We start from the raw sequence: 18,541 nt of genomic DNA, 5'->3' as shown, positions 1-18,541 counted from the left end.
GACGCTTATCGAACGGTCGTTTTTTGCATTCTCTCCCCCCGCTTGGCCGGCCAATGCCGGCTCTCCGCTTTCCGCTGCACGGAGGAGGGCGCGCATCCGCTCGTTCAAGGACAGGAGGAGACGCGAAAGAAAACAGTCATATATACTTGTCCGAGCCCATAACTATAAGTAACGAACGGAAGCCATGCAGGCATTGATTGATCATGTCCGCTTGGGCTTAGAAAATGCATATTGGGGGCTCGGCTATGGTGAAACGACTGAAACCGGTCATCGTACTTGCACTATGCCTGTTTGTGGCCATCCTCGTCATTCCTGCCGCGCTTGTCCTGCCGTTTTACGACGGGAAGGTGGCGAAATTGACGGAACAGTTGCAGAAGCACGAACAACTCCAGCGTTCGCAGGCAGCCGAAGGGCCGTCCATTGACGTGGCGGTTTACCGAAGCAAAGAACAGCGCGTGGAAAAAATCCCCCTTGAACAGTACGTCATCGGAGTGGTGGCGGCGGAAATGCCGGCCGAATTTGAGCTCGAGGCGTTAAGGGCGCAGGCCTTAACGGCACGAACGTACATCGTCAAACAGATGCTCGCCAACCAGCCGTTCCGCCTGCCGCAAGGGGCGAATGTGACCGACACAGTGGCGCACCAAGTGTATTACAGCGATGACGAACTGCGGAAGTTATGGGGAAGCGATTACGACTGGAAGATCAAAAAAGTGACCAAAGCGGTTCTGGATACGCGCGGGCAAATTTTAACGTACAACAACGAACCGATTGAAGCGCTCTTCTTTTCCACAAGCAACGGGTATACAGAAAATTCCGAATCGTACTGGCAAAACGATATCCCGTATTTAAAAAGCGTCGCCAGCCCATGGGACAAACAATCCCCGAAGTTTTATCAGCGAAAAACGATGTCTGTCGTTGAATTTGAGCAGAGGCTCGGAATCGTGCTGCCAAAAGACGGATCCGTCGGTGTCATTTTGTCGCGCACGCCCGGCCGTCGAGTCGGTGAGGTGAAAATCGGCGGAAAGACGTTCACGGGCCGCGAAGTGCGTGAACGGCTCGGTTTGCCGTCGACCGACTTTACGTGGGTGCGGAAAGGCGAGAACATCATCATCACGACGAAAGGCTACGGCCATGGCGTCGGCATGAGCCAATACGGCGCCAATTTTATGGCCCAGGAAGGAAAAACGTACGCCGACATCGTGAAGCATTATTACCGAGGCGTCCGCATCTCTTCAGCGACCGCCTTTTTGAACAAGTTGACCGCCAAACAATGACGGGGCGTCCGCTCCGATTTTTTTTGCATAAAATGCGGGGGAATATCAAAAAATAAGTGAAAAAAATTGTATTCGGCGTGTATATCTTTTCCTCTTTCTGTTCAAAATGGTTGCTGAGGTGATGAACATGAGAGAGGAACAAAAACAACCGTCGCTGAAGCGTTTCTTCCGCAAGCGTTGGGTATTTCCGGCTATTTATCTATCTTGCGCAGCGTTGATCGTCGCGGGCGCACTTTGGTTTCAAGCGGGCAAACAAGAGAAGTCGGGTGAAAACGACACCGTGAAAAACGGCACCGCCCAGCAGGAAAACCCGGCTGTTCCGGTCAATGAAACGGTCGAAAACATCGCGATGCCTGTGCTTGACCCGAACGCCGTGCAAGTCAAAACACCGTTCTATGATGACAAATCATCAGAACAGGAACAGGAAGCAGCCCTCGTCTTTTACGATCATACGTACCATCCGAACCAAGGGATCGACCTTGTGCGCCAAGACGGCAAAACGTTTGACGTTACGGCTGCGTTAAGCGGCACGGTAACGAAAGCGGAAAAAGATCCGATTTTAGGCTACGTTGTGGAAATCAATCATGAACAAGGGGTCACGACCGTCTATCAATCGCTCGCTGACGTGAAAGTGGAAGCAGGCGATACGGTGAAACAAGGCGAAGTGATCGGCAAGGCAGGGCAAAGCGAGTTTAACAAACAAGCAGGCATCCACGTCCACTTTGAAATTCGCAAAGACGGCCAACCGGTTAACCCGATCGATTATATTGATCAACCGTTGACCGCCTTGACCGACAAAGCCGAAGACAACGCTGGAACAGATAACGCCAACGCAAGCGAAGAGAAGAACGTGACGCCAAGCGACGAAACCGCGCCGAGTGAACAAAGCCCGGCCGAGGAAACCGAACAAACGCCGGCTGATGACAACAAAACGGCGCCAAGCGACCATGAGCAAGACCAACATGATGACACGTCTTCCTACAAAACGCCAGATGCCTCGATCGGCATGGCGAGAGCTTGATCGACATAGCGCCTGACAAAAGGAAAAGACCCTCTGTTTGCAAGACAAACAGAGGGTCTTTTTCTCGTTCAAGAGGAGCGCAACGGAAAGAAAAGGTTTCCCACGCACCGCTTCAACCGATATAATGATAGAAAAATGGATGCGCAGGCGGGTGACAAGGCAGTGAAACTAGACGACATTGACCGCAAAATTCTGGAACTGTTGATTGAAGACGGCCGCATGTCGTACGTCGACATCGGCAAAAAGCTGAACCTTTCGCGCGTCGCCGTCCGCGAGCGGGTCAACCAGCTCGTCAAACACGGCGTCATTGAAAAGTTTACCGTTGTCATCAATTCGGAGAAATTCGGCAAACAAGTGTCGGCGTTTTTCGAGGTTGACTGCGAGCCGGCGTATTTGGTCGAAGTGGCGCAAAAGCTGGCGGAGAATCCGAACGTGGCGAGCTGCTACCAAATGACCGGCCCAAGCACGCTCCATATGCACGTCCTTGTCGAAGACTTTGCCGCCCTCGAAAAATTCATCAACAATGAACTGTATGCGTTAGAAGGCATCACGAGAGTGGAGAGTCATATTTTGCTTCGCCGCTTCAAGAGCCGGACGGGGTTGAAGTTGTAGCGGGCTATGAAGCAAAAAACTTTATCAGAATATTAGATCTATTTTTTAAACAATGCTGGAAATAGTGCCTGTGTTCTTTTAAAATGGATGGAAAGAGGAAATACTCCGTTTGTTAAGAACTTGATCCAATTTGCTTAACAAAAGAAAGGGGCATGCCGGCCATGGACTACTTATACCACCCCTACCCATCGCAGCGGATGACGGTGTTTGCGAAAAACGGCGTCGTCGCAACGTCGCAGCCGCTGGCGGCCCAGGCGGGGCTTGACGTGCTGAAAAAGGGCGGCAACGCCATCGATGCTGCCATTGCCGCCGCCGCCTGTCTGACGGTCGTCGAACCGACATCGAACGGCATCGGCGGCGATGCGTTCGCTCTCGTCTGGACGAATGGGAAACTGTACGGGCTGAATGCGAGCGGCTATGCGCCAAAAGCGATCTCAATCGAAGCGTTGAAAGAGCGCGGCTATACCGAGATGCCAAAGTACGGCTTTGCCCCGGTGACGGTGCCGGGCGCGCCGGCGGCGTGGGCAGCGCTGGCGAAGCGCTTCGGCCGCCTGCCGCTTGCCGAAACGCTCGCTCCGGCGATCGCCTATGCGGAAAACGGCTACCCAGTATCGCCGGTGCTGGGCAAATACTGGGCGAACGCTTATCGGGTGTACAAAGAAGCGCTGAATGGGCCGGAGTTCGCCTCGTGGTTTGCGACGTTTGCGCCGGGCGGCCGCGCGCCGAAGATCGGGGAAGTGTGGGCGTCTCCGGATCATGCGGCGACGCTCCGCTCCATTGCCGAAACGGAGGCAGAAAGCTTTTACCGCGGCGAGCTGGCGGAAAAAATCGCCGCCTTCTCGAAGCAATACGGCGGCTTTTTGGCGGCGGACGACCTCGCCGAGTACGAACCGGAATGGGTCGAGCCGATCTCCGTTTCCTATCGCGGCTATGAAGTGTGGGAAATCCCGCCGAACGGGCAGGGGCTTGTCGCGTTGATGGCGCTCAACATCATGAGCGGGTTTGACGTGCCAAGCGTCCCGGATGTCGAGACGCACCACCGGCAAATCGAAGCCATGAAGCTGGCCTTTGCCGATGGCAAAGCGTACATCACCGACCGCCGTTATATGAGCTGCAGCCCAGACGAGCTGTTGTCGGAGTCGTTTGCCGCCATGCGCCGGGCGCAAATCGGCGCGGAGGCGCTCACGCCGGAGCCGGGGACGCCGCCCAAAGGCGGCACGGTCTATTTAGCCGCCGCCGACGGCGAAGGGAATATGGTGTCCTATATTCAAAGCAATTACATGGGCTTCGGCTCCGGCCTCGTCGTCCCAGGCACGGGCATCGCCTTGCACAACCGCGGCCATAACTTTGTCTTCGATGAACGCCATCCGAACGGGCTGGCGCCGCGGAAAAAGCCGTACCATACGATCATCCCTGGCTTTTTGACCAAAGGCGGCACGCCGGTCGGCCCGTTCGGCGTCATGGGTGGATTTATGCAGCCGCAAGGGCATTTGCAAGTGATCATGAACACCATCGATTTTGACTTGAACCCGCAAGCGGCGCTCGATGCGCCACGCTGGCAGTGGATGGAAGGAAAAACGGTGCTCGTTGAGCCGCACTTCCCGCGCCATATCGCCGAAGCGCTCGCCCGCAAAGGGCATGACATTCGCTTTGCCTTAGACGGAGGTCCGTTCGGCCGCGGACAAATCATTTGGCGCGATCCTGACACCGGCGTGCTTGCCGCCGGGACGGAGCCGCGCACGGACGGGGCGGTCGCCGCTTGGTGAGACTCACGATAAAGGGATGACTTCGATGAACCAATGGCATTTATTTCTTGCTTTTTTCCGCGTCGGCATGCTCGGGTACGGGGGCGGGCCGTCCTCGATCCCGCTCGTGCGCGCCGAAGTGGTGACAAAATACCGGTGGATGACCGATGAAGAGTTTGCGGAAATTCTCGCCATTGCCAACGCCTTGCCCGGCCCGATCGCGACGAAGCTCGCTGGCTATATCGGCTACCGTGTCGGCGGCGCGCTCGGCTTAGTGAACGCCGTCTTGGCGACGACCGCCCCGACGGTCGTGCTGATGATCGTGCTGCTGGCCGCGCTGTCGTCGTTCAAAGACACGCCGTGGGTGGCCGGGATGACAAAAGCGGTGTTGCCGGTCGTGGCGGTCATGTTGGCGGAAATGACGTGGCAGTTCGCCAAGCAGGCGCGCGCCGCCCTCGGCATTTGGCCGGCCGCTCTGCTCCTTCTTGCCTGCTTTTTGGCCTTGCAGTGGCTCGGCCTTCATCCGGCGCTTGTCGTCGCCATTTTGCTGGTGGCGGCGTTTGTCGGCCGAAGCAAGCCCAAGGCGGCGGATCGAGACAAAGGCGGAGAAAGGAGGGCGTCGTCATGATTTATTGGCAGCTGTTTCTCGCCTTTTTTTGGCCCGGCATTTTGGGCTATGGCGGCGGCCCGGCGTCCATCCCGCTTGTCGAGCACGAAGTCGTCGATCGCTATCAGTGGATGACGGTCAATGAATTCAGTGAAGTGCTGGCGATCGGCAACTCGTTGCCCGGCCCGATCGCGACGAAAATGGCCGGCTATATCGGCTATGAACAAGCCGGCATTCTTGGCGCCGCCGTCGCCGTGTTTGCGAGCGTCGCCCCGTCGCTTATTTTGCTGATGGCTCTTTTGCAGCTCTTGTACAAATGGAAAGACGCGCCGCAAGTAAAGCGGCTCACCGCCTACATCCGCCCGGCGATCGCCGTCATGCTTGGGATCATGGCGATCGACTTTTTTCGCGAGTCGTACGAAGGAGCCGGGCTCGTCCAAATGGTGTGTCTCGCTGCCGCCAGCGCCTTGTTGATGTTCGGCAAATGGCGCCTCCATCCGGCGTACGTCATCGCCTTGGCGCTCGTGTACGGGGCGGTGTTTCTCTCGCCATGAATGGCCTCTATGGCTAAAGAAAGATGGAAGGGATGCTTCCTCACAGTGACGGAAGCCTCCCTCTTGTCGTCATTGTTGCCGTTGACAGGCGAACGGGCGCCCTCTCTCACCGGGCTGTTGGCCAACTCGGCACGAGCGGCGTTTGGCATGCGCCGCATGCGGCCGGCCGTTTGACTTGTCATTCGCCCGAAGCCTCACTGCACCGTAAACGTCACTTTCGCCCGCGCGTTCGGCCAGTTTTGGTCGGCGAGCCACCACTCAAGCGTATACGTTCCGGGCTCCAGGCCGCGGAACGTTTCCTGAAAGGACAGTTCTTCCCCTTGTTTTAACGTGCGCTCTTCGTAAATTTGTGCAAACATCTTCCCTTCGCTGTACTGCTTCACCTTTTGGCCATCGCGGTACAAAATGTAGTCATACTTTTTCGAGCTCGTGAACGTCACCGTTTGCACGCGCTCCGTTTGGTTTTTGACCGTAAACGTAAACACGTAAGCATCGTTTTGCTTTTCGTATGTGAGCGACGGCTCCAACGTTCCGGCGATGATCCCTTTCCCGCCTGCGGGCGCTGGTTTGCCCGCTGGAGCGGGGCCAAGCAAATCATCTTTCGCCTGCGGGCGCTCGTTGCCGCTATTATACATAAACAGCGCACTCGCCGCCGCCACCCCGGCCAACACGGCTGCGACGCCGATCATTTTTCCTTTGCCCATGCCAGCTCCTCCTTTTTTCCTCTCTATACATATAGTCGTTTCCCATTTCCCTTCCGTTACAAACCGCAAAAAAATTGTGAAAAAACCGTTGTCCGCCTTGATATTTCTGGTATATATGCCCGATTTGTCTAATAAAATGTTACAAATTGAACAGCAATGAGAGTGGTTGAGGTGGGGATCGTTCACAACCGGCAAGCGACGCGATGAAGACGCTTCTAAGACATCCAACGAAAGCGGCGCCCATCATTGGCAAGACGAGTCTCATTTCACACTTCTCACTTCTCACATCCAACTTAGGGAGGGCGAGTGGTGTGCACGATTACATCAAAGAGCGTACGATCAAGATTGGCAAGTATATCGTGGAGACGAGGAAAACCGTTCGCGTCATCGCGAAAGAATTTGGCGTATCCAAAAGCACCGTGCATAAAGACTTGACCGAGCGGCTGCCGGAAATCAACCCGGAACTGGCCCAAGAAGTGAAGCAAATCCTCGATTACCATAAATCGATCCGCCATTTGCGCGGCGGGGAAGCAACGAAGAAAAAGTATAAAAAGCAAGCAGTGAAAAACAACTGACTTTTTCCTTGCCATCTGCCGTTTGCAGTATCATTCCGGGAGGCAAATATGGTAGAATAATCTATTAGGAATGATTTTAGGGCAGAGGCAAGGAGGAGCATGTATGTTCTCACGAGATATCGGCATTGACCTAGGCACGGCGAACGTCCTCATTTTCGTCAAAGGCAAAGGCATCGTGCTCAATGAGCCGTCCGTCGTGGCGATCGATAAACACACGAACAAAGTGCTCGCAGTGGGCGAAGAAGCACGACGAATGGTCGGACGTACTCCTGGGAATATTGTTGCCATTCGGCCGCTCAAAGACGGCGTCATCGCCGACTTTGACATTACGGAAGCGATGCTGAAGCATTTCTTAAGCAAGCTCGACCTAAAAGGCTTTTTCGCCAAACCGCGCATTTTGATTTGTTGCCCGACGAACACGACATCGGTCGAACGGAAAGCGATCAAAGAGGCAGCAGAAAAAAGCGGCGGCAAAAAAGTGTACTTGGAGGAAGAGCCGAAAGTCGCAGCCATTGGCGCCGGAATGGACATTTTTCAGCCGTGCGGAAACATGGTCGTTGATATTGGCGGTGGCACGACCGACGTGGCGGTTCTCTCGATGGGGGACATTGTCACCGCCTCTTCCATTAAAATGGCCGGGGACAAGTTCGATATGGAAATTTTAAACTACATTAAGCGTGAATATAAGCTGCTCATCGGGGAACGAACGGCCGAGGAGATTAAAATCAAAGTCGCAACGGTATTCCCAGGCGCACGGACCGAAGAAATCGACGTCCGCGGCCGCGATCTCGTCACCGGACTGCCGCGCACGATCACCGTCCGTTCGGAGGAGATCGAACGGGCGCTTCGCGAGCCGGTGTCCTTGATTGTACAAGCCGCGAAAAGCGTGCTCGAGCGCACGCCGCCGGAACTGTCGGCCGACATCATCGACCGAGGCGTCATCTTAACGGGCGGCGGCGCCCTCTTGCATGGCATCGATCAGTTGCTTGCCGAAGAGCTGAAGCTGCCGGTGTTCATCGCCGAAAATCCGATGGACTGCGTCGCCCTTGGCACCGGGCTGATGCTTGAGAACATCGACCGCGCGCCGAAATCGCAGTTGGTGTAAAAAAGGAAAAGCAGGGGATGCGGCTGCCGCCCCCGCCCGCCTATAATGGAATCAACAAGCCGCCCGCCAACGCCGGCAGCGGCTTTCTGCCACGAATTTTCATGGACAAGCGAGGGAGCTGTCATGCTAAGAGGATTGTATACCGCCGCGAGCGGCATGCTCGCCCAGGAGCGGCGCGTCGAGATGCTGACCAACAACTTGGCGAACGCCGAAACGCCGGGATACAAAGCTGATGCAGGAGCGATGAGAGCGTTTCCGGAACTGTTGATGAGCCGCCTCGAGGACGAGCCGATCCCGACCGCCCCGCCGCGCGCCATTCTGACGCAAACGGCGATCGGGCCGCTCCAGACGGGTGTCTATATGCAAGAACTCATCCCGAACTTCCGCCAAGGGGATATTAAAGAAACCGGTCTCTCCACTGATGTAGCCTTAGTCGATGGACAAGTCCCGGTCGACCCGGCAAGCGGGCAGCGCGGGGCGCTCTTGTTTGCCGTCGAAAACGGCCAAGGCGACATCCGGTACACGCGCAACGGCCATTTCACCGTGAGCCCGGACGGCTATTTAACCACGCAAGACGGTTGGTATGTGCTCGATGGCAACGGCGAGCGCATCGCCGTTCCGAATGAAACGTTCGCCGTCCGCGACGACGGGACGATCATCGCCGGAAACCGGGAAATCGCCCGCCTTGGCGTCGCCTTCGCCGCCAACCCGCAAACATTGGTGAAGGAAGGAAACGGCCTGTTCCGCAGCACGGCAGGGCCGTTGCCGCAGGCGCCCGGCAATGTCACGTATACCGTCAAGCAGCGGTTTCTCGAACGGTCGAACGTGGACGTTGAGCGGACGATGACCGACTTGCTCGCGGCTTACCGAACGTTTGAAGCAAACCAAAAAATCATCCAAGCGTACGACCGCAGCTTGGACAAGGCCGTCAATGAAGTCGGCCGCCTGAAATGATGACAAAAGGAGGACAAGCCCGTGCTTCGTTCGATGCTCACCGCCGCCAACACGATGAACGCCTTGCAAGAGCGGCTCGATACGATCAGCCATAACATCGCCAACAGCAACACCGTCGGCTTTAAACGGCGCGAAGCGAGCTTCGCTGAGCTCCTCGCCCAGCAAGTCGACCGCCTCCCCGCCGACGAAGCGCCACGTGAGACGCCAGCGGGCGTGCGCTATGGCAACGGGGCGCGCCTCGCTTCGACAATGCTTGTGTCTGCTCAAGGAACGCTCGTCGAGACCGGCCGCGCGCTCGATTTCGCCTTCACCGCCGCCAACCAATGGTTTCGCGTTCAAGTCGCCAATGCCAACGGTGACACAACGATCGGCTACACCCGCGCTGGCAACTTTTCTGTCACTCCTATGGACGGGCGTCTTGCCCTCGTGACAAGCGACGGCCGCCCGGTGCTCGATGAAGCGAATCGGCCCATCGAATTTCCCACCGGCACAACCGGCTTTCAGCTCTCCCCAACCGGAACGCTGACGGCCACTGATGCCAGCGGTGCGGTTGTTGCCCGCGTGAACCTTGGCGTCACCGCCATTGATCGTCCGCAGCTTCTCGAAGCCCAGGGCGACAACGTCTTCACCTTGCCGGATGTCCCTGGCGCCGCTCGGGAGCTCAACGGCAATTTGCGTGGCCAAATCGGCGTCAAGCAAGGCGCCTTGGAACAGTCGAACGTCGACCTTGGCGAGGAAATGGTCGGCCTGATGGCGACAAGCCGAGCGTATCAGCTGAACGCCCGCGCCATTTCCATTTCGGAACAAATGCTCGGGCTGATTAACGGCATGCGCTCCTCATAAGGAGGATCGCGATGAGTGACGAGAGGCATCAAGAACCTATGCGCTCGCCGTCTTCCCGGATGGCGAGGCGGAAAGGCCGAGTAAGAAAGAGCCCGCCGACTCCCGCCGAACCGGAAGCCCAAGCCCTTCCGGCTGAAGAGGAGGCGGCCGCGCCGCGCCGTTTCGCGCGCACCCGGCTCATCCGGATTGGGCTTCGGCTCATCATCGTCGCCGCCTTGATGGCCTTAAGCCTCGCCGCCGGCGCGGTCGTTGGCTACAGCGCCATCGGCGACGGAGCGTGGATTGACGTGTTCCGCCCCTCGACGTGGCAGCACATCCTCGACTTTGTCGAAAAAGGGACGTAAGCAGCACCTCGCCGCGTCATCGTCTTGATGATCATGAAAAAGGAGTGTTTCTATGCTTGACATCCAACAAATCCAAGCGATCATCCCGCACCGCTATCCGTTTTTGCTTGTTGACCGCATTCTGGAAATCGAAGAAGGAAAGCGCGCCGTCGGCATCAAAAACGTCAGCGCCAACGAAGCGTTTTTCGCCGGCCACTTCCCCGAATACCCGGTCATGCCCGGCGTGTTGATCGTCGAGGCGCTCGCCCAAGTCGGCGCCGTCGTCCTCCTGCAAAGCGAAGAAAACCGCGGCCGCCTCGCTTTTTTCGCCGGCATCGACAACTGCCGCTTTAAGCGGCAAGTGAAACCAGGCGACCAAATTCGCCTGGAAGTCGAAATCCTCCGCGCCCGCGGCGCCATCGGCAAAGGCAAAGGCACCGCCACCGTCGACGGCGAACTCGTCTGCGAAACAGAGCTCATGTTCGCCCTTGGTGAGAAAACAAACGGCTGACCAACGCGCGCTCCTTTGCGGGGCGCGTATGTTCATTCCCCTAAACGCCACCCCCGCATTTGTTTCATTCCCCTTGCATGAAATGCGCTCTTCTGGGAAAGATAAACAAGGACCGGTCTTACATAAGGTCACAACAACACGAAGAAAGGAGAAGGTGCCATGAAAAACAAGGCGTTGCTGTTCAAACTGTTCAGCGCTCTTGTCGCCCTCTTTTTAGCGGCCGGATGCAATGACGACAACGACAATCCGCCGCCGCCAAACAACAATCAAAACGATGTCAACGACCAAGACGTGAACCCGGCCGATGACATCAACCAAAACGATGACGTCGACAACGACAAAGACAATGACGGTATCCCGGACAACCGCGATACCGATTTGAACGACAACCAAAACAATCAACTCCCGCCGGGAGACGACACGAACAACGGACCGGGCGACGATGAGCGCGATACTGTTCCGGACCGCGAAGACCCAATTGAAGACCCGCAAGACGCTAACGACAAAGACAATAAAGACGAATAACGAAAAAAGGCTGCCGATCGAGGCGGCCTTTTCGTTTCGCCAAAATTAGTACCGATTTCGGCTAGATATGTTTCGCTTCATTCGCTATAATGGGAATGTCGATTCATGTTCGAAAGATCGGGACAGAGGTCGAACATCGGGATGTTCTTGCGGAGGAAACAGCAGTACAACCTTCCCTTTTGCATCAGAGGGGGCGTACGTACCGCGAACGTCAACCAAGAAGGAGACAGACAAGAGAGGGGGAATACTGGTGGAAGAAACAATCAGCCTGCGCGAACTGTTCGAAACGTTGCGCAAACGGCTTTGGCTCATCGTCCTGATCACCGCGCTAGCGACTGTTGTAAGCGGTGTGGTCAGCTATTTTCTATTAACGCCGATTTATCAGGCATCGACACAAATTCTCGTCAACCAAGCGAAATCGGAGCAGCAGCTCTACAACTTCAATGAAATCCAAACGAACGTGCAGCTCATCAACACGTACAGCGTCATTATCAAAAGCCCGACCATTTTGGAAAAAGTGAAAGACGAGCTCCGCCTTGACCGGACGATCGACGAGCTGAACGAACAGATTCAAGTCTCAAGCGAAAAAGACTCGCAAGTGTTCTCCGTCACCGTCCAAGATCCCGATCCTGCCTTGGCGGCTGAGATCGCCAACAAAACCGCGGAAGTGTTCAAAAACGAAATCGTCAAAATCATGAACATCGACAACGTCACCATTCTCTCGAAAGCGGAAGTGAAAGAACATCAAGCCCCGGTCAAGCCGAAGCCATTGCTGAACATGGCCATCGCCTTTGTCGTCGGCTTGATGACGGGTGTAGGGCTTGCGTTCTTGCTTGAATATTTGGACAACACGATCAAGACGGAAGAAGACGTCGAAAAACATCTCGGCCTGCCGGTGCTCGGCGCGGTCAGTTTGATCACGGCTGAAGGCGGCCAAAAAGCGAGACGCGAATCCGCCATTCCACAAACAAGAGGTGAAACCATTGGCTCGTAAACCAGCAACATCGATCCGCAAAGCGGAGCGGAGGCTGATCACATTTGACAATCCGAAATCGCCCATCGCAGAGCAATATCGGACGATCCGGACGAATATCCAATTTTCATTCATTGATGCGCCGCTTCGTTCCTTAATTGTCACGTCAACGGGGCCTGGCGAAGGAAAGACGACCACCGCGGCGAACTTGGCGGTCGTCTTCGCCCAGCAAGGGAAAAAGACGCTACTTGTTGATGCTGATTTGCGCAAACCGACGGTCCATTACACCTTCCGGTTAAACAACTACATGGGATTAACGAACGTTTTGACGGGCTCGGCGCCGCTGTTGTCGACGTGCCAAGCGACCGAAATCGACCACTTATCAATCTTAACGTCTGGCCCGATTCCGCCGAACCCTGCCGAGCTCCTCAGCTCGAAAGCGATGGCGCAATGCCTCGAACAGCTGTATGAGACGTTTGACCTTGTCGTCTTCGACACTCCGCCTGTCTTGGCCGTGACAGACGCGCAAATTTTAGCCAATCAATGCGACGGCACCGTCTTGGTCATCGAAAGCGGCGGCACCGAAATCGAAGCGGCGGTCAAGGCGAAAGAACTGCTCGAAGCGGCCAACGCCAAACTGCTCGGCGTTGTCTTGAACAAGCGGAAGCACCGTGACGGCGGGTACTATTACTACTATCAATACAAGTAACCACAAACGGCTTCCCGACCGCGGGAAGCCGTTCTGATAGAGAAAAGGGGAGAGAACCGTTGAGAAACTTCGTCTTCATCCTTTTGCTCACCGCCGCTTGCCTTGCCTTCATCATAACCGGGCATTTGTACTGGGAGCGAAAAATCGACGCCACCGTGCAGGCGGCGCGGGCGAAAGTCGAAACATCCGCCAAGCAGGAAACGGAGACGAGCCAAACGGAAGCGATCCTCGCCCGCGCTAGGCAGCTGCCCGCGGCCGCACAAGCTGCCATCAGGCGGGCGGTGGAGGAGAATCGCCCAATCCGCCTTGTCATCGCTGGCTCCGAATCAACGCCAGAGAACGGCGGCTGGCCTGATTTATTAAAACAGGCGCTCGACAAAGCGTACGGGAAAGGCGTGTTTCACATCACCGTCCACGAATACGAGGGTTTGACGACCGCCGACGCCGATCGGCAGCGCATCGCCGCCGACTGGGTCAAGGACAAGCCGGATCTTGTCTTGCTTGAACCGTTTTTATTAAACGACAACGGAGTCGTGACGATCGACGACACGCTCGCCCACATCCAAGCGATCCTCGCCGGGCTCAAATCGGCGGCCCCGAATGCGGTCGTGATCTTGCAGCCGCCGAACCCGATTTACAACGCGACCTACTACCCGCGCCAAGTCGAGCAGCTTGAAGCGTTTGCCAAAGAGAACGGCTATCCTTACCTCAACCATTGGCCCGCCTGGCCTGACGATCAAAGCGAAGAGCTGAACCGCTACGTCGACCCGCAAACCGACTTGCCGACTGCAGAAGGCGCCAAAGTGTGGGCCGATGCGCTCGCCAAGCGCTTCATCGCCCAATGAAAACGCGCACCTCTTAAGGTGCGCGTCTCATTTACTTCGCCGCCGTCGCTTTCAGCTCCAGATGCTCTTTCAACTCATTCGAAATCGCCAGCCGTTCGCTCTCCGGCACGATCAAGTAATAAATGCCATTGATTTTCGTCCCTTGTCCCGTAATATGCAGCTGCTTAATGTGCTTGCGGGCGTCTTTGTAATTCGCTTGAATTTCTTTCATTTCCTCAAACGTCAAGTTCGTTTTCACGTTTTTCCCGATCGCTGCGAGCACATCGCTGTAATTCGTGAGCGACGAGAAGCTGGCGCCTTTCTCAATAATCGCTTGAATGATCTGCTTTTGCCGGTCCTGGCGCCCGAAATCGCCGCGCGGGTCCTCTTTCCGCATGCGCGAATATTTCAACGCTTCATCGCCGTTTAACGTAATCTCGCCTTTCGGGAAGTGCGTTCCTTCATACGTAAACGCGAACGGGTTGTTCACCGTCACCCCGCCGACGGCATTCACGATGTCGCGGAAGCTTTCCATATTGACTTTAATGTAATAATCGATCGGAATATCTAAGAAATGCTCGACCGTCGCCATCGTCATCTCCACTCCGCCAAAGGCGTACGAGTGGTTGATTTTATCTTTCGTCCCTTTTCCGATAATCTCCGTTCTCGTATCGCGCGGCACGCTCACCATCTCAATCGACTGCTTGTTCGGATTCACCGTCATGACGATGAGCGTATCGGCGCGTCCTTTATCCCCTTTCCGTTCATCAACGCCGATCAACAAAATGGAAATCGGCGTCTTCCGTTCAAACGAAACGTTTTCTTTCCGCTTCTCCGACTTCCAGTTGACGTTCTCGTGCATTTGGTTCGCCGTCTGTTTCACATGATGATAAATGGAATAGGCGAATATTCCTGCTCCAGCGAATAACACGACGAGCAATCCCGTCACCCAGCGGAGCCATGTTTTCTTCTTTTTTCGACGTTCTGCTCTCATGCGCACTCTTCCTTTTCCATTCAGAAATTTTCGTGCATACCATTTCGATTATAGACCGTTTTCGAAAAGAAGACAACTGACAGCCGCATTGGCGGGCGTTCCAGCTTGCCCACTAATCGGTGGAATTTGCCTTCTATTTCGATAATGTTCGACAAATATCGCCCATTGATAGCTTGTTTTTTCTATGTTAACATAATAGGTGTTTAGTAGAGCGAAAAAAGGAGGAGTGGACGATGATCGACATTCACAGCCATATTTTGCCCGGCGTTGACGACGGAGCGGCGGCGATGGAGAACGCCATCGCCATGGCGCAGGCTGCAGCCAAGGAAGGAATCACGACGATCATCGCCACTCCCCATCATCAAAATGGAACGTATGACAACCCAAGATCAGCCGTCCTTTCCTTGGCGGCGGAACTAAATGACGAATTGAAACGGCGCGGCATCGCCTTGAACGTGTTTCCAGGCCAAGAAGTGCGCATCCACGGCGACTTGCTTGACGGCCTTGCCCGAGGCGAGGTGATGACGCTTGCCGACACATCATACATGTTGATCGAATTTCCGCCCGATCATGTGCCGAAATATGCGGAGCAACTCCTCTTTGATGCCCAAGTGAAAGGGTTTATCCCGATCATCGCCCATCCGGAGCGAAACGCCGAGATCATCGAAACCCCCGAGCGGCTCTACCAGCTCGTCAAACGCGGCGCCTTGTCCCAGCTGACGACATCAAGCATTACGGGCCATTTCGGCAAGAAAATCAAAACGTTCTCGTTTCAGCTGATCGAAGCGAACTTGGCCCATTTCATCGCCTCGGACGCCCACAACACGAAAACGCGGCCGTTTCGTCTCTGCGAGGCGTACGAGGTGATCCGGAAAGAATACGGGACAGACATGGTGTACTACTTCCAAGAGAACGCCGAGCTGCTCGTTCGCGGCCAAGCCGTGTTCCGCGACGAACCACAGCGGGTGAAAAAGAAAAAGCTCCTCGGCCTCTTTTGACCCCCTTTCTTGGCGCAACATGAACAGGCGAAGAAAGGGCGTCTTCTTTTGCCTTTTCGGTGTCGAAATATGGCTTGTTTTGCTGCAGAGCCATGCGTGATAGTGTCGTTTGGCGGCTCAAGTACGGCCGCCCCGTAGCGGCCCTTTCTTCAAGAAGGGCCTTTCTGCTTGATCTCCTTCGGTGATGTCTCCTTACCGTTATCAACGGAGGCACTCGGCCATGCCGTGGGTGGGGACGATGACGGTCCTGGCACCTTAGACGCTAGTCGTCGAGGGTGTGGCGTGAGGGCGGGTTAGATGCCCGATTTTTCACTCGTTTTTATCTAATTCAGTGATTATGAGTCAGGCGTATCGTTTATAATAGAAAGATAGAGGATCCGTAATCTGTGAAAAGAGGCGATACGCGCATGGAACAAACTTGGGCGTTAAAGGTTGAGCGATTTGGAAAGATCAAACAGGGGGAAATCGATATTGCCCCGTTGATGTTGTTTGTCGGCGACAACAACAGTGGGAAAAGCTATCTGATGTCGCTTCTTTGGGGGGTGTTGTCCGAGGGGCGCAAGCTGTTTCCAAAAGACCCTCCGAACACGTCCACGTACAAGGAAATCGATCGCTTTCTTGAATCGTCTATCGGCGATGACTGCCTCATCCAAGACCGTGAAGCGCAACTGTTTGTCCAATGGTTTAATGATGTTCTCAGAAACAAAAAAAGCGAGTTGGTTCGAACGATTTTTCGGCGCAAAATCCCGATCGGTTCGTTAAGCATCGAGCGGTACCGCCGTTCTGAACCGCTGCGAATCATCTTTGAAAAGAAAGATTCGCTCCAAGGCGCTCGTTTTTCGACGGGGAAACACTATATTCGCATCCCGTATACGGATCGAAGCAAGGGACAAGCGACAGAGCGGTATCGCATGGCTCAATACATTACGTGGAATTTGCTGATGGATGGACTTACATCGCCGTTTTACCCACCATCCAGACAAGGCGGCATCCAAGGGCGGGCCATTGGCGAAGCGCTGTATTTGCCCGCTTCGAGAACAGGGTTCATGTTGTCTTACAAGGCGCTGGTGCAAGAGATGATGGAACGGATGATCAACGAAGAACATGAGGAACCATCCCTTGACTTCACGTTGCCTGTCTATCGATTCTTGCAAGCGTTGTTGCGTTTGGAGGAAAGCGGACAGTCGAAATATGCGGACATCGGACGATTTATTGAAACCGAGATTGCCAACGGAACCATGGACCAAGAAAAAGGACCGATTCCATCGTTCTACTATTGCCCACAAGGCAAACAAGAGCGCTTGCCGTTATACGTCACATCGTCGCTTGTAACTGAACTGTCGCCGCTCATTTTGTTTTTAAAATCAAAAGCAACGTACCGTTCACTCTTTTTTGAAGAGGCAGAAGCGCATCTGCATCCACGCGTCCAGCGCATATTAGCGACAGCGCTTGTCAAGTTGGCCAACCGAGGCATGCCGGTGTGGTTGACCACCCATAGCGATATTTTGTTCCAACAGGTGAACAATTTGATCAAACTTCACCAGCATCCAAAGAGAGAACAGTTGATGAAAACGTATGGCTATGTCGATGAGGACGCGATTGATCCGAAAAAGGTGAGGGCGTACCAGTTCCGCATGCAAGGCCAAGACACGATCATCACGCCGCTCATTCCGACCGAAAACGGCTTTCCGGCGGAAACGTTCAATGAAGTCATTTGGCAGTTGAATGAAGAGACGTATGCATTCCAGATCGGGGAAGAGGATGGAGAGGATGAATAACCTCGAATTGGGGCATGAAGTTCCTCAACAACGCATTCCACTGAATGACTCCGGACAAGGAGAATACACGTTGTAACGTTTCCCTGCCGCGCCATGCTATAATGGCGTCAAGGAGGTGAAGCCATGAGCCAAGAGCTGAAAGAATTGCTTCGTTCCGTCTTGCAAGAAGAACTGAAACCAGTCCACGACAGGCTCGAACGGTTGGAAGGCGCAGTCGGGCACATTCGTCAAGACGTATCGCAGCTGCAGCAAGATGTATCCCAGCTTCAGAAGGAAGTCACCCAACTGCAAGAAGGTCAACGGACATTGGAAACGACGGTTTCCCAAATTCAAAAAGACATTATCCAGTTGCAAGAAGGCCAGAATGCGTTGCAGCGTGATGTCGCCCAACTGCAAGAAGGCCAACGGACATTGGAAACGACGGTCTCTCAAATCCAAAAAGACATCACCCAGCTGCAACAAGGCCAACAAATAGTAGAACACGAGATGGCCGGCATGAAGCAGATGCAAGAGCGAATCCTCGAAGAGCTGCGCGTTTCCAAACACAATCAAGCGCTCATTTTAAACGATGTCACCAGCATAAGAAAATCCGTCGATGTCACCGTCTCGTACTTGCAGCGCCGATCCGATGTGATGTTCGACAAACTGATCGATCATGAAAAAGAAATCTTGAATCTGAAATCAAAAATGCCAAACTAAGTCCCGAAAAGGGGCTGTTTTTTATGCCCATATGCATCGGCGCATCGGCGCAGCCAGCGTTGCACCGATGCGCGGGGGCATAGGGGCCAACTATACATAGGGGGTTACGTACCACGTCAACTACCCCCACTTAGCTAACGCTTGAAGTGGGGGCTTGCAACTCCCCAGAAGTGCAAACGGACTTCGTCCTCCTTCCTTGACTTGGGGTTGCAT

General features: G+C 54.8%; 22 protein-coding genes. 20 read left to right on the top strand and 2 right to left on the bottom strand.

The features are described from left to right. The first annotated feature begins 245 nt into the window (after positions 1–245). The 7 genes from spoIID to CV944_RS17840 all read left to right on the top strand — a co-directional run bounded on the left by spoIID (position 246) and on the right by CV944_RS17840 (position 5,987). Complete coding sequence (gene spoIID, locus CV944_RS04275) at positions 246–1,274, top strand: stage II sporulation protein D (RefSeq protein ID WP_100659047.1); 1,029 nt, start codon at positions 246–248, stop codon at positions 1,272–1,274. Positions 1,275–1,401: 127 nt separating this feature from the next. Continuing rightward, positions 1,402–2,295 carry a stage II sporulation protein SpoIIQ gene (gene spoIIQ / locus CV944_RS04270; protein WP_100659046.1) on the top strand — a complete coding sequence of 298 codons (894 nt, stop codon included), beginning with the start codon at positions 1,402–1,404 and terminating at the stop codon, positions 2,293–2,295. Positions 2,296–2,457: 162 nt separating this feature from the next. After that, positions 2,458–2,907, top strand: a complete 450-nt coding sequence (locus CV944_RS04265; RefSeq protein WP_015376050.1) for an Lrp/AsnC family transcriptional regulator — start codon at positions 2,458–2,460, stop codon at positions 2,905–2,907. A gap of 161 nt (positions 2,908–3,068) precedes the next feature. Continuing rightward, on the top strand, positions 3,069–4,673 hold the full coding sequence (locus CV944_RS04260; RefSeq protein WP_100659045.1) for a gamma-glutamyltransferase family protein: 1,605 nt from the start codon (positions 3,069–3,071) through the stop codon (positions 4,671–4,673). 25 nt (positions 4,674–4,698) lie between these two features. Continuing rightward, positions 4,699–5,280 (top strand): chromate transporter, encoded by a 582-nt coding sequence (locus tag CV944_RS04255; protein WP_100659044.1) that lies wholly within the window; start codon positions 4,699–4,701, stop codon positions 5,278–5,280. Continuing rightward, positions 5,277–5,813, top strand: coding sequence for a chromate transporter (locus CV944_RS04250; RefSeq protein ID WP_033011782.1), 537 nt, complete (start codon positions 5,277–5,279; stop codon positions 5,811–5,813). Before CV944_RS04255 ends, CV944_RS04250 begins: the two co-directional genes overlap by 4 nt. Before the next feature lie 45 nt (positions 5,814–5,858). Then, a complete protein-coding gene (locus CV944_RS17840) occupies positions 5,859–5,987 on the top strand; it encodes a hypothetical protein (protein ID WP_255407700.1) in 129 nt (42 codons plus the stop codon). Positions 5,988–6,007: 20 nt separating this feature from the next. Here the strand turns inward: CV944_RS17840 and CV944_RS04245 are convergent, their stop codons facing one another. Beyond that, positions 6,008–6,517 carry a BsuPI-related putative proteinase inhibitor gene (locus CV944_RS04245; protein ID WP_033011785.1) on the bottom strand — a complete coding sequence of 170 codons (510 nt, stop codon included), beginning with the start codon at positions 6,515–6,517 and terminating at the stop codon, positions 6,008–6,010. A gap of 311 nt (positions 6,518–6,828) precedes the next feature. On the opposite strand from CV944_RS04245, the gene spoIIID reads away from it, so the two are divergent. The 10 genes from spoIIID (at position 6,829) to CV944_RS04195 (ending at position 13,880) form a co-directional block, all read left to right on the top strand. Continuing rightward, positions 6,829–7,092, top strand: a complete 264-nt coding sequence (gene spoIIID / locus CV944_RS04240) for a sporulation transcriptional regulator SpoIIID (RefSeq protein ID WP_008880665.1) — start codon at positions 6,829–6,831, stop codon at positions 7,090–7,092. 103 nt (positions 7,093–7,195) lie between these two features. Next, positions 7,196–8,197, top strand: a complete 1,002-nt coding sequence (gene mreB, locus CV944_RS04235) for a rod shape-determining protein (protein ID WP_033011787.1) — start codon at positions 7,196–7,198, stop codon at positions 8,195–8,197. Between the two features lie 123 nt (positions 8,198–8,320). Continuing rightward, complete coding sequence (locus CV944_RS04230; RefSeq protein ID WP_050367962.1) at positions 8,321–9,151, top strand: flagellar hook-basal body protein; 831 nt, start codon at positions 8,321–8,323, stop codon at positions 9,149–9,151. 21 nt (positions 9,152–9,172) lie between these two features. Next, entirely contained in the window at positions 9,173–9,994 is an 822-nt protein-coding gene (locus tag CV944_RS04225) for a flagellar hook-basal body protein (RefSeq protein ID WP_100659043.1), read from the top strand. 11 nt (positions 9,995–10,005) lie between these two features. Then, entirely contained in the window at positions 10,006–10,338 is a 333-nt protein-coding gene (locus CV944_RS04220; RefSeq protein WP_100659042.1) for a DNA-directed RNA polymerase subunit beta, read from the top strand. Positions 10,339–10,390: 52 nt separating this feature from the next. Then, a complete protein-coding gene (fabZ, locus tag CV944_RS04215; protein ID WP_064213655.1) occupies positions 10,391–10,828 on the top strand; it encodes a 3-hydroxyacyl-ACP dehydratase FabZ in 438 nt (145 codons plus the stop codon). Positions 10,829–10,987: 159 nt separating this feature from the next. Beyond that, entirely contained in the window at positions 10,988–11,353 is a 366-nt protein-coding gene (locus CV944_RS04210; protein WP_100659041.1) for a hypothetical protein, read from the top strand. 250 nt (positions 11,354–11,603) lie between these two features. Continuing rightward, positions 11,604–12,347 (top strand): YveK family protein, encoded by a 744-nt coding sequence (locus CV944_RS04205; protein WP_100659040.1) that lies wholly within the window; start codon positions 11,604–11,606, stop codon positions 12,345–12,347. Then, entirely contained in the window at positions 12,337–13,035 is a 699-nt protein-coding gene (locus CV944_RS04200) for a CpsD/CapB family tyrosine-protein kinase (protein ID WP_100659039.1), read from the top strand. The genes CV944_RS04205 and CV944_RS04200 overlap by 11 nt, the downstream gene beginning before the upstream one ends. Positions 13,036–13,094: 59 nt before the next feature. Beyond that, positions 13,095–13,880, top strand: a complete 786-nt coding sequence (locus tag CV944_RS04195) for an SGNH/GDSL hydrolase family protein (RefSeq protein WP_100663884.1) — start codon at positions 13,095–13,097, stop codon at positions 13,878–13,880. A gap of 31 nt (positions 13,881–13,911) precedes the next feature. Here CV944_RS04195 and tagU read toward each other — a convergent pair whose 3' ends face one another. After that, positions 13,912–14,853 carry a polyisoprenyl-teichoic acid--peptidoglycan teichoic acid transferase TagU gene (gene tagU, locus CV944_RS04190; protein WP_100663883.1) on the bottom strand — a complete coding sequence of 314 codons (942 nt, stop codon included), beginning with the start codon at positions 14,851–14,853 and terminating at the stop codon, positions 13,912–13,914. A 233-nt stretch (positions 14,854–15,086) separates the two neighbouring features. On the opposite strand from tagU, the gene CV944_RS04185 reads away from it, so the two are divergent. From CV944_RS04185 to CV944_RS04175, 3 genes are all read left to right on the top strand, one after another. After that, a complete protein-coding gene (locus tag CV944_RS04185) occupies positions 15,087–15,851 on the top strand; it encodes a tyrosine-protein phosphatase (protein WP_100663882.1) in 765 nt (254 codons plus the stop codon). A 407-nt stretch (positions 15,852–16,258) separates the two neighbouring features. Then, positions 16,259–17,629 (top strand): AAA family ATPase, encoded by a 1,371-nt coding sequence (locus tag CV944_RS04180; RefSeq protein WP_020756702.1) that lies wholly within the window; start codon positions 16,259–16,261, stop codon positions 17,627–17,629. A gap of 123 nt (positions 17,630–17,752) precedes the next feature. Further along, the gene (locus CV944_RS04175; protein ID WP_100663881.1) at positions 17,753–18,328 is read left to right on the top strand and encodes a hypothetical protein; all 576 of its coding nucleotides are present in this window, start codon (positions 17,753–17,755) and stop codon (positions 18,326–18,328) included. The last annotated feature ends 213 nt before the right edge of the window (positions 18,329–18,541 follow it).

The organism is Geobacillus sp. WSUCF-018B, from assembly GCF_002809985.1.
In the GTDB taxonomy this organism is placed as follows: domain Bacteria; phylum Bacillota; class Bacilli; order Bacillales; family Anoxybacillaceae; genus Geobacillus; species Geobacillus thermophilus.
This window is presented reverse-complemented; position numbering and strand designations above follow the sequence as displayed.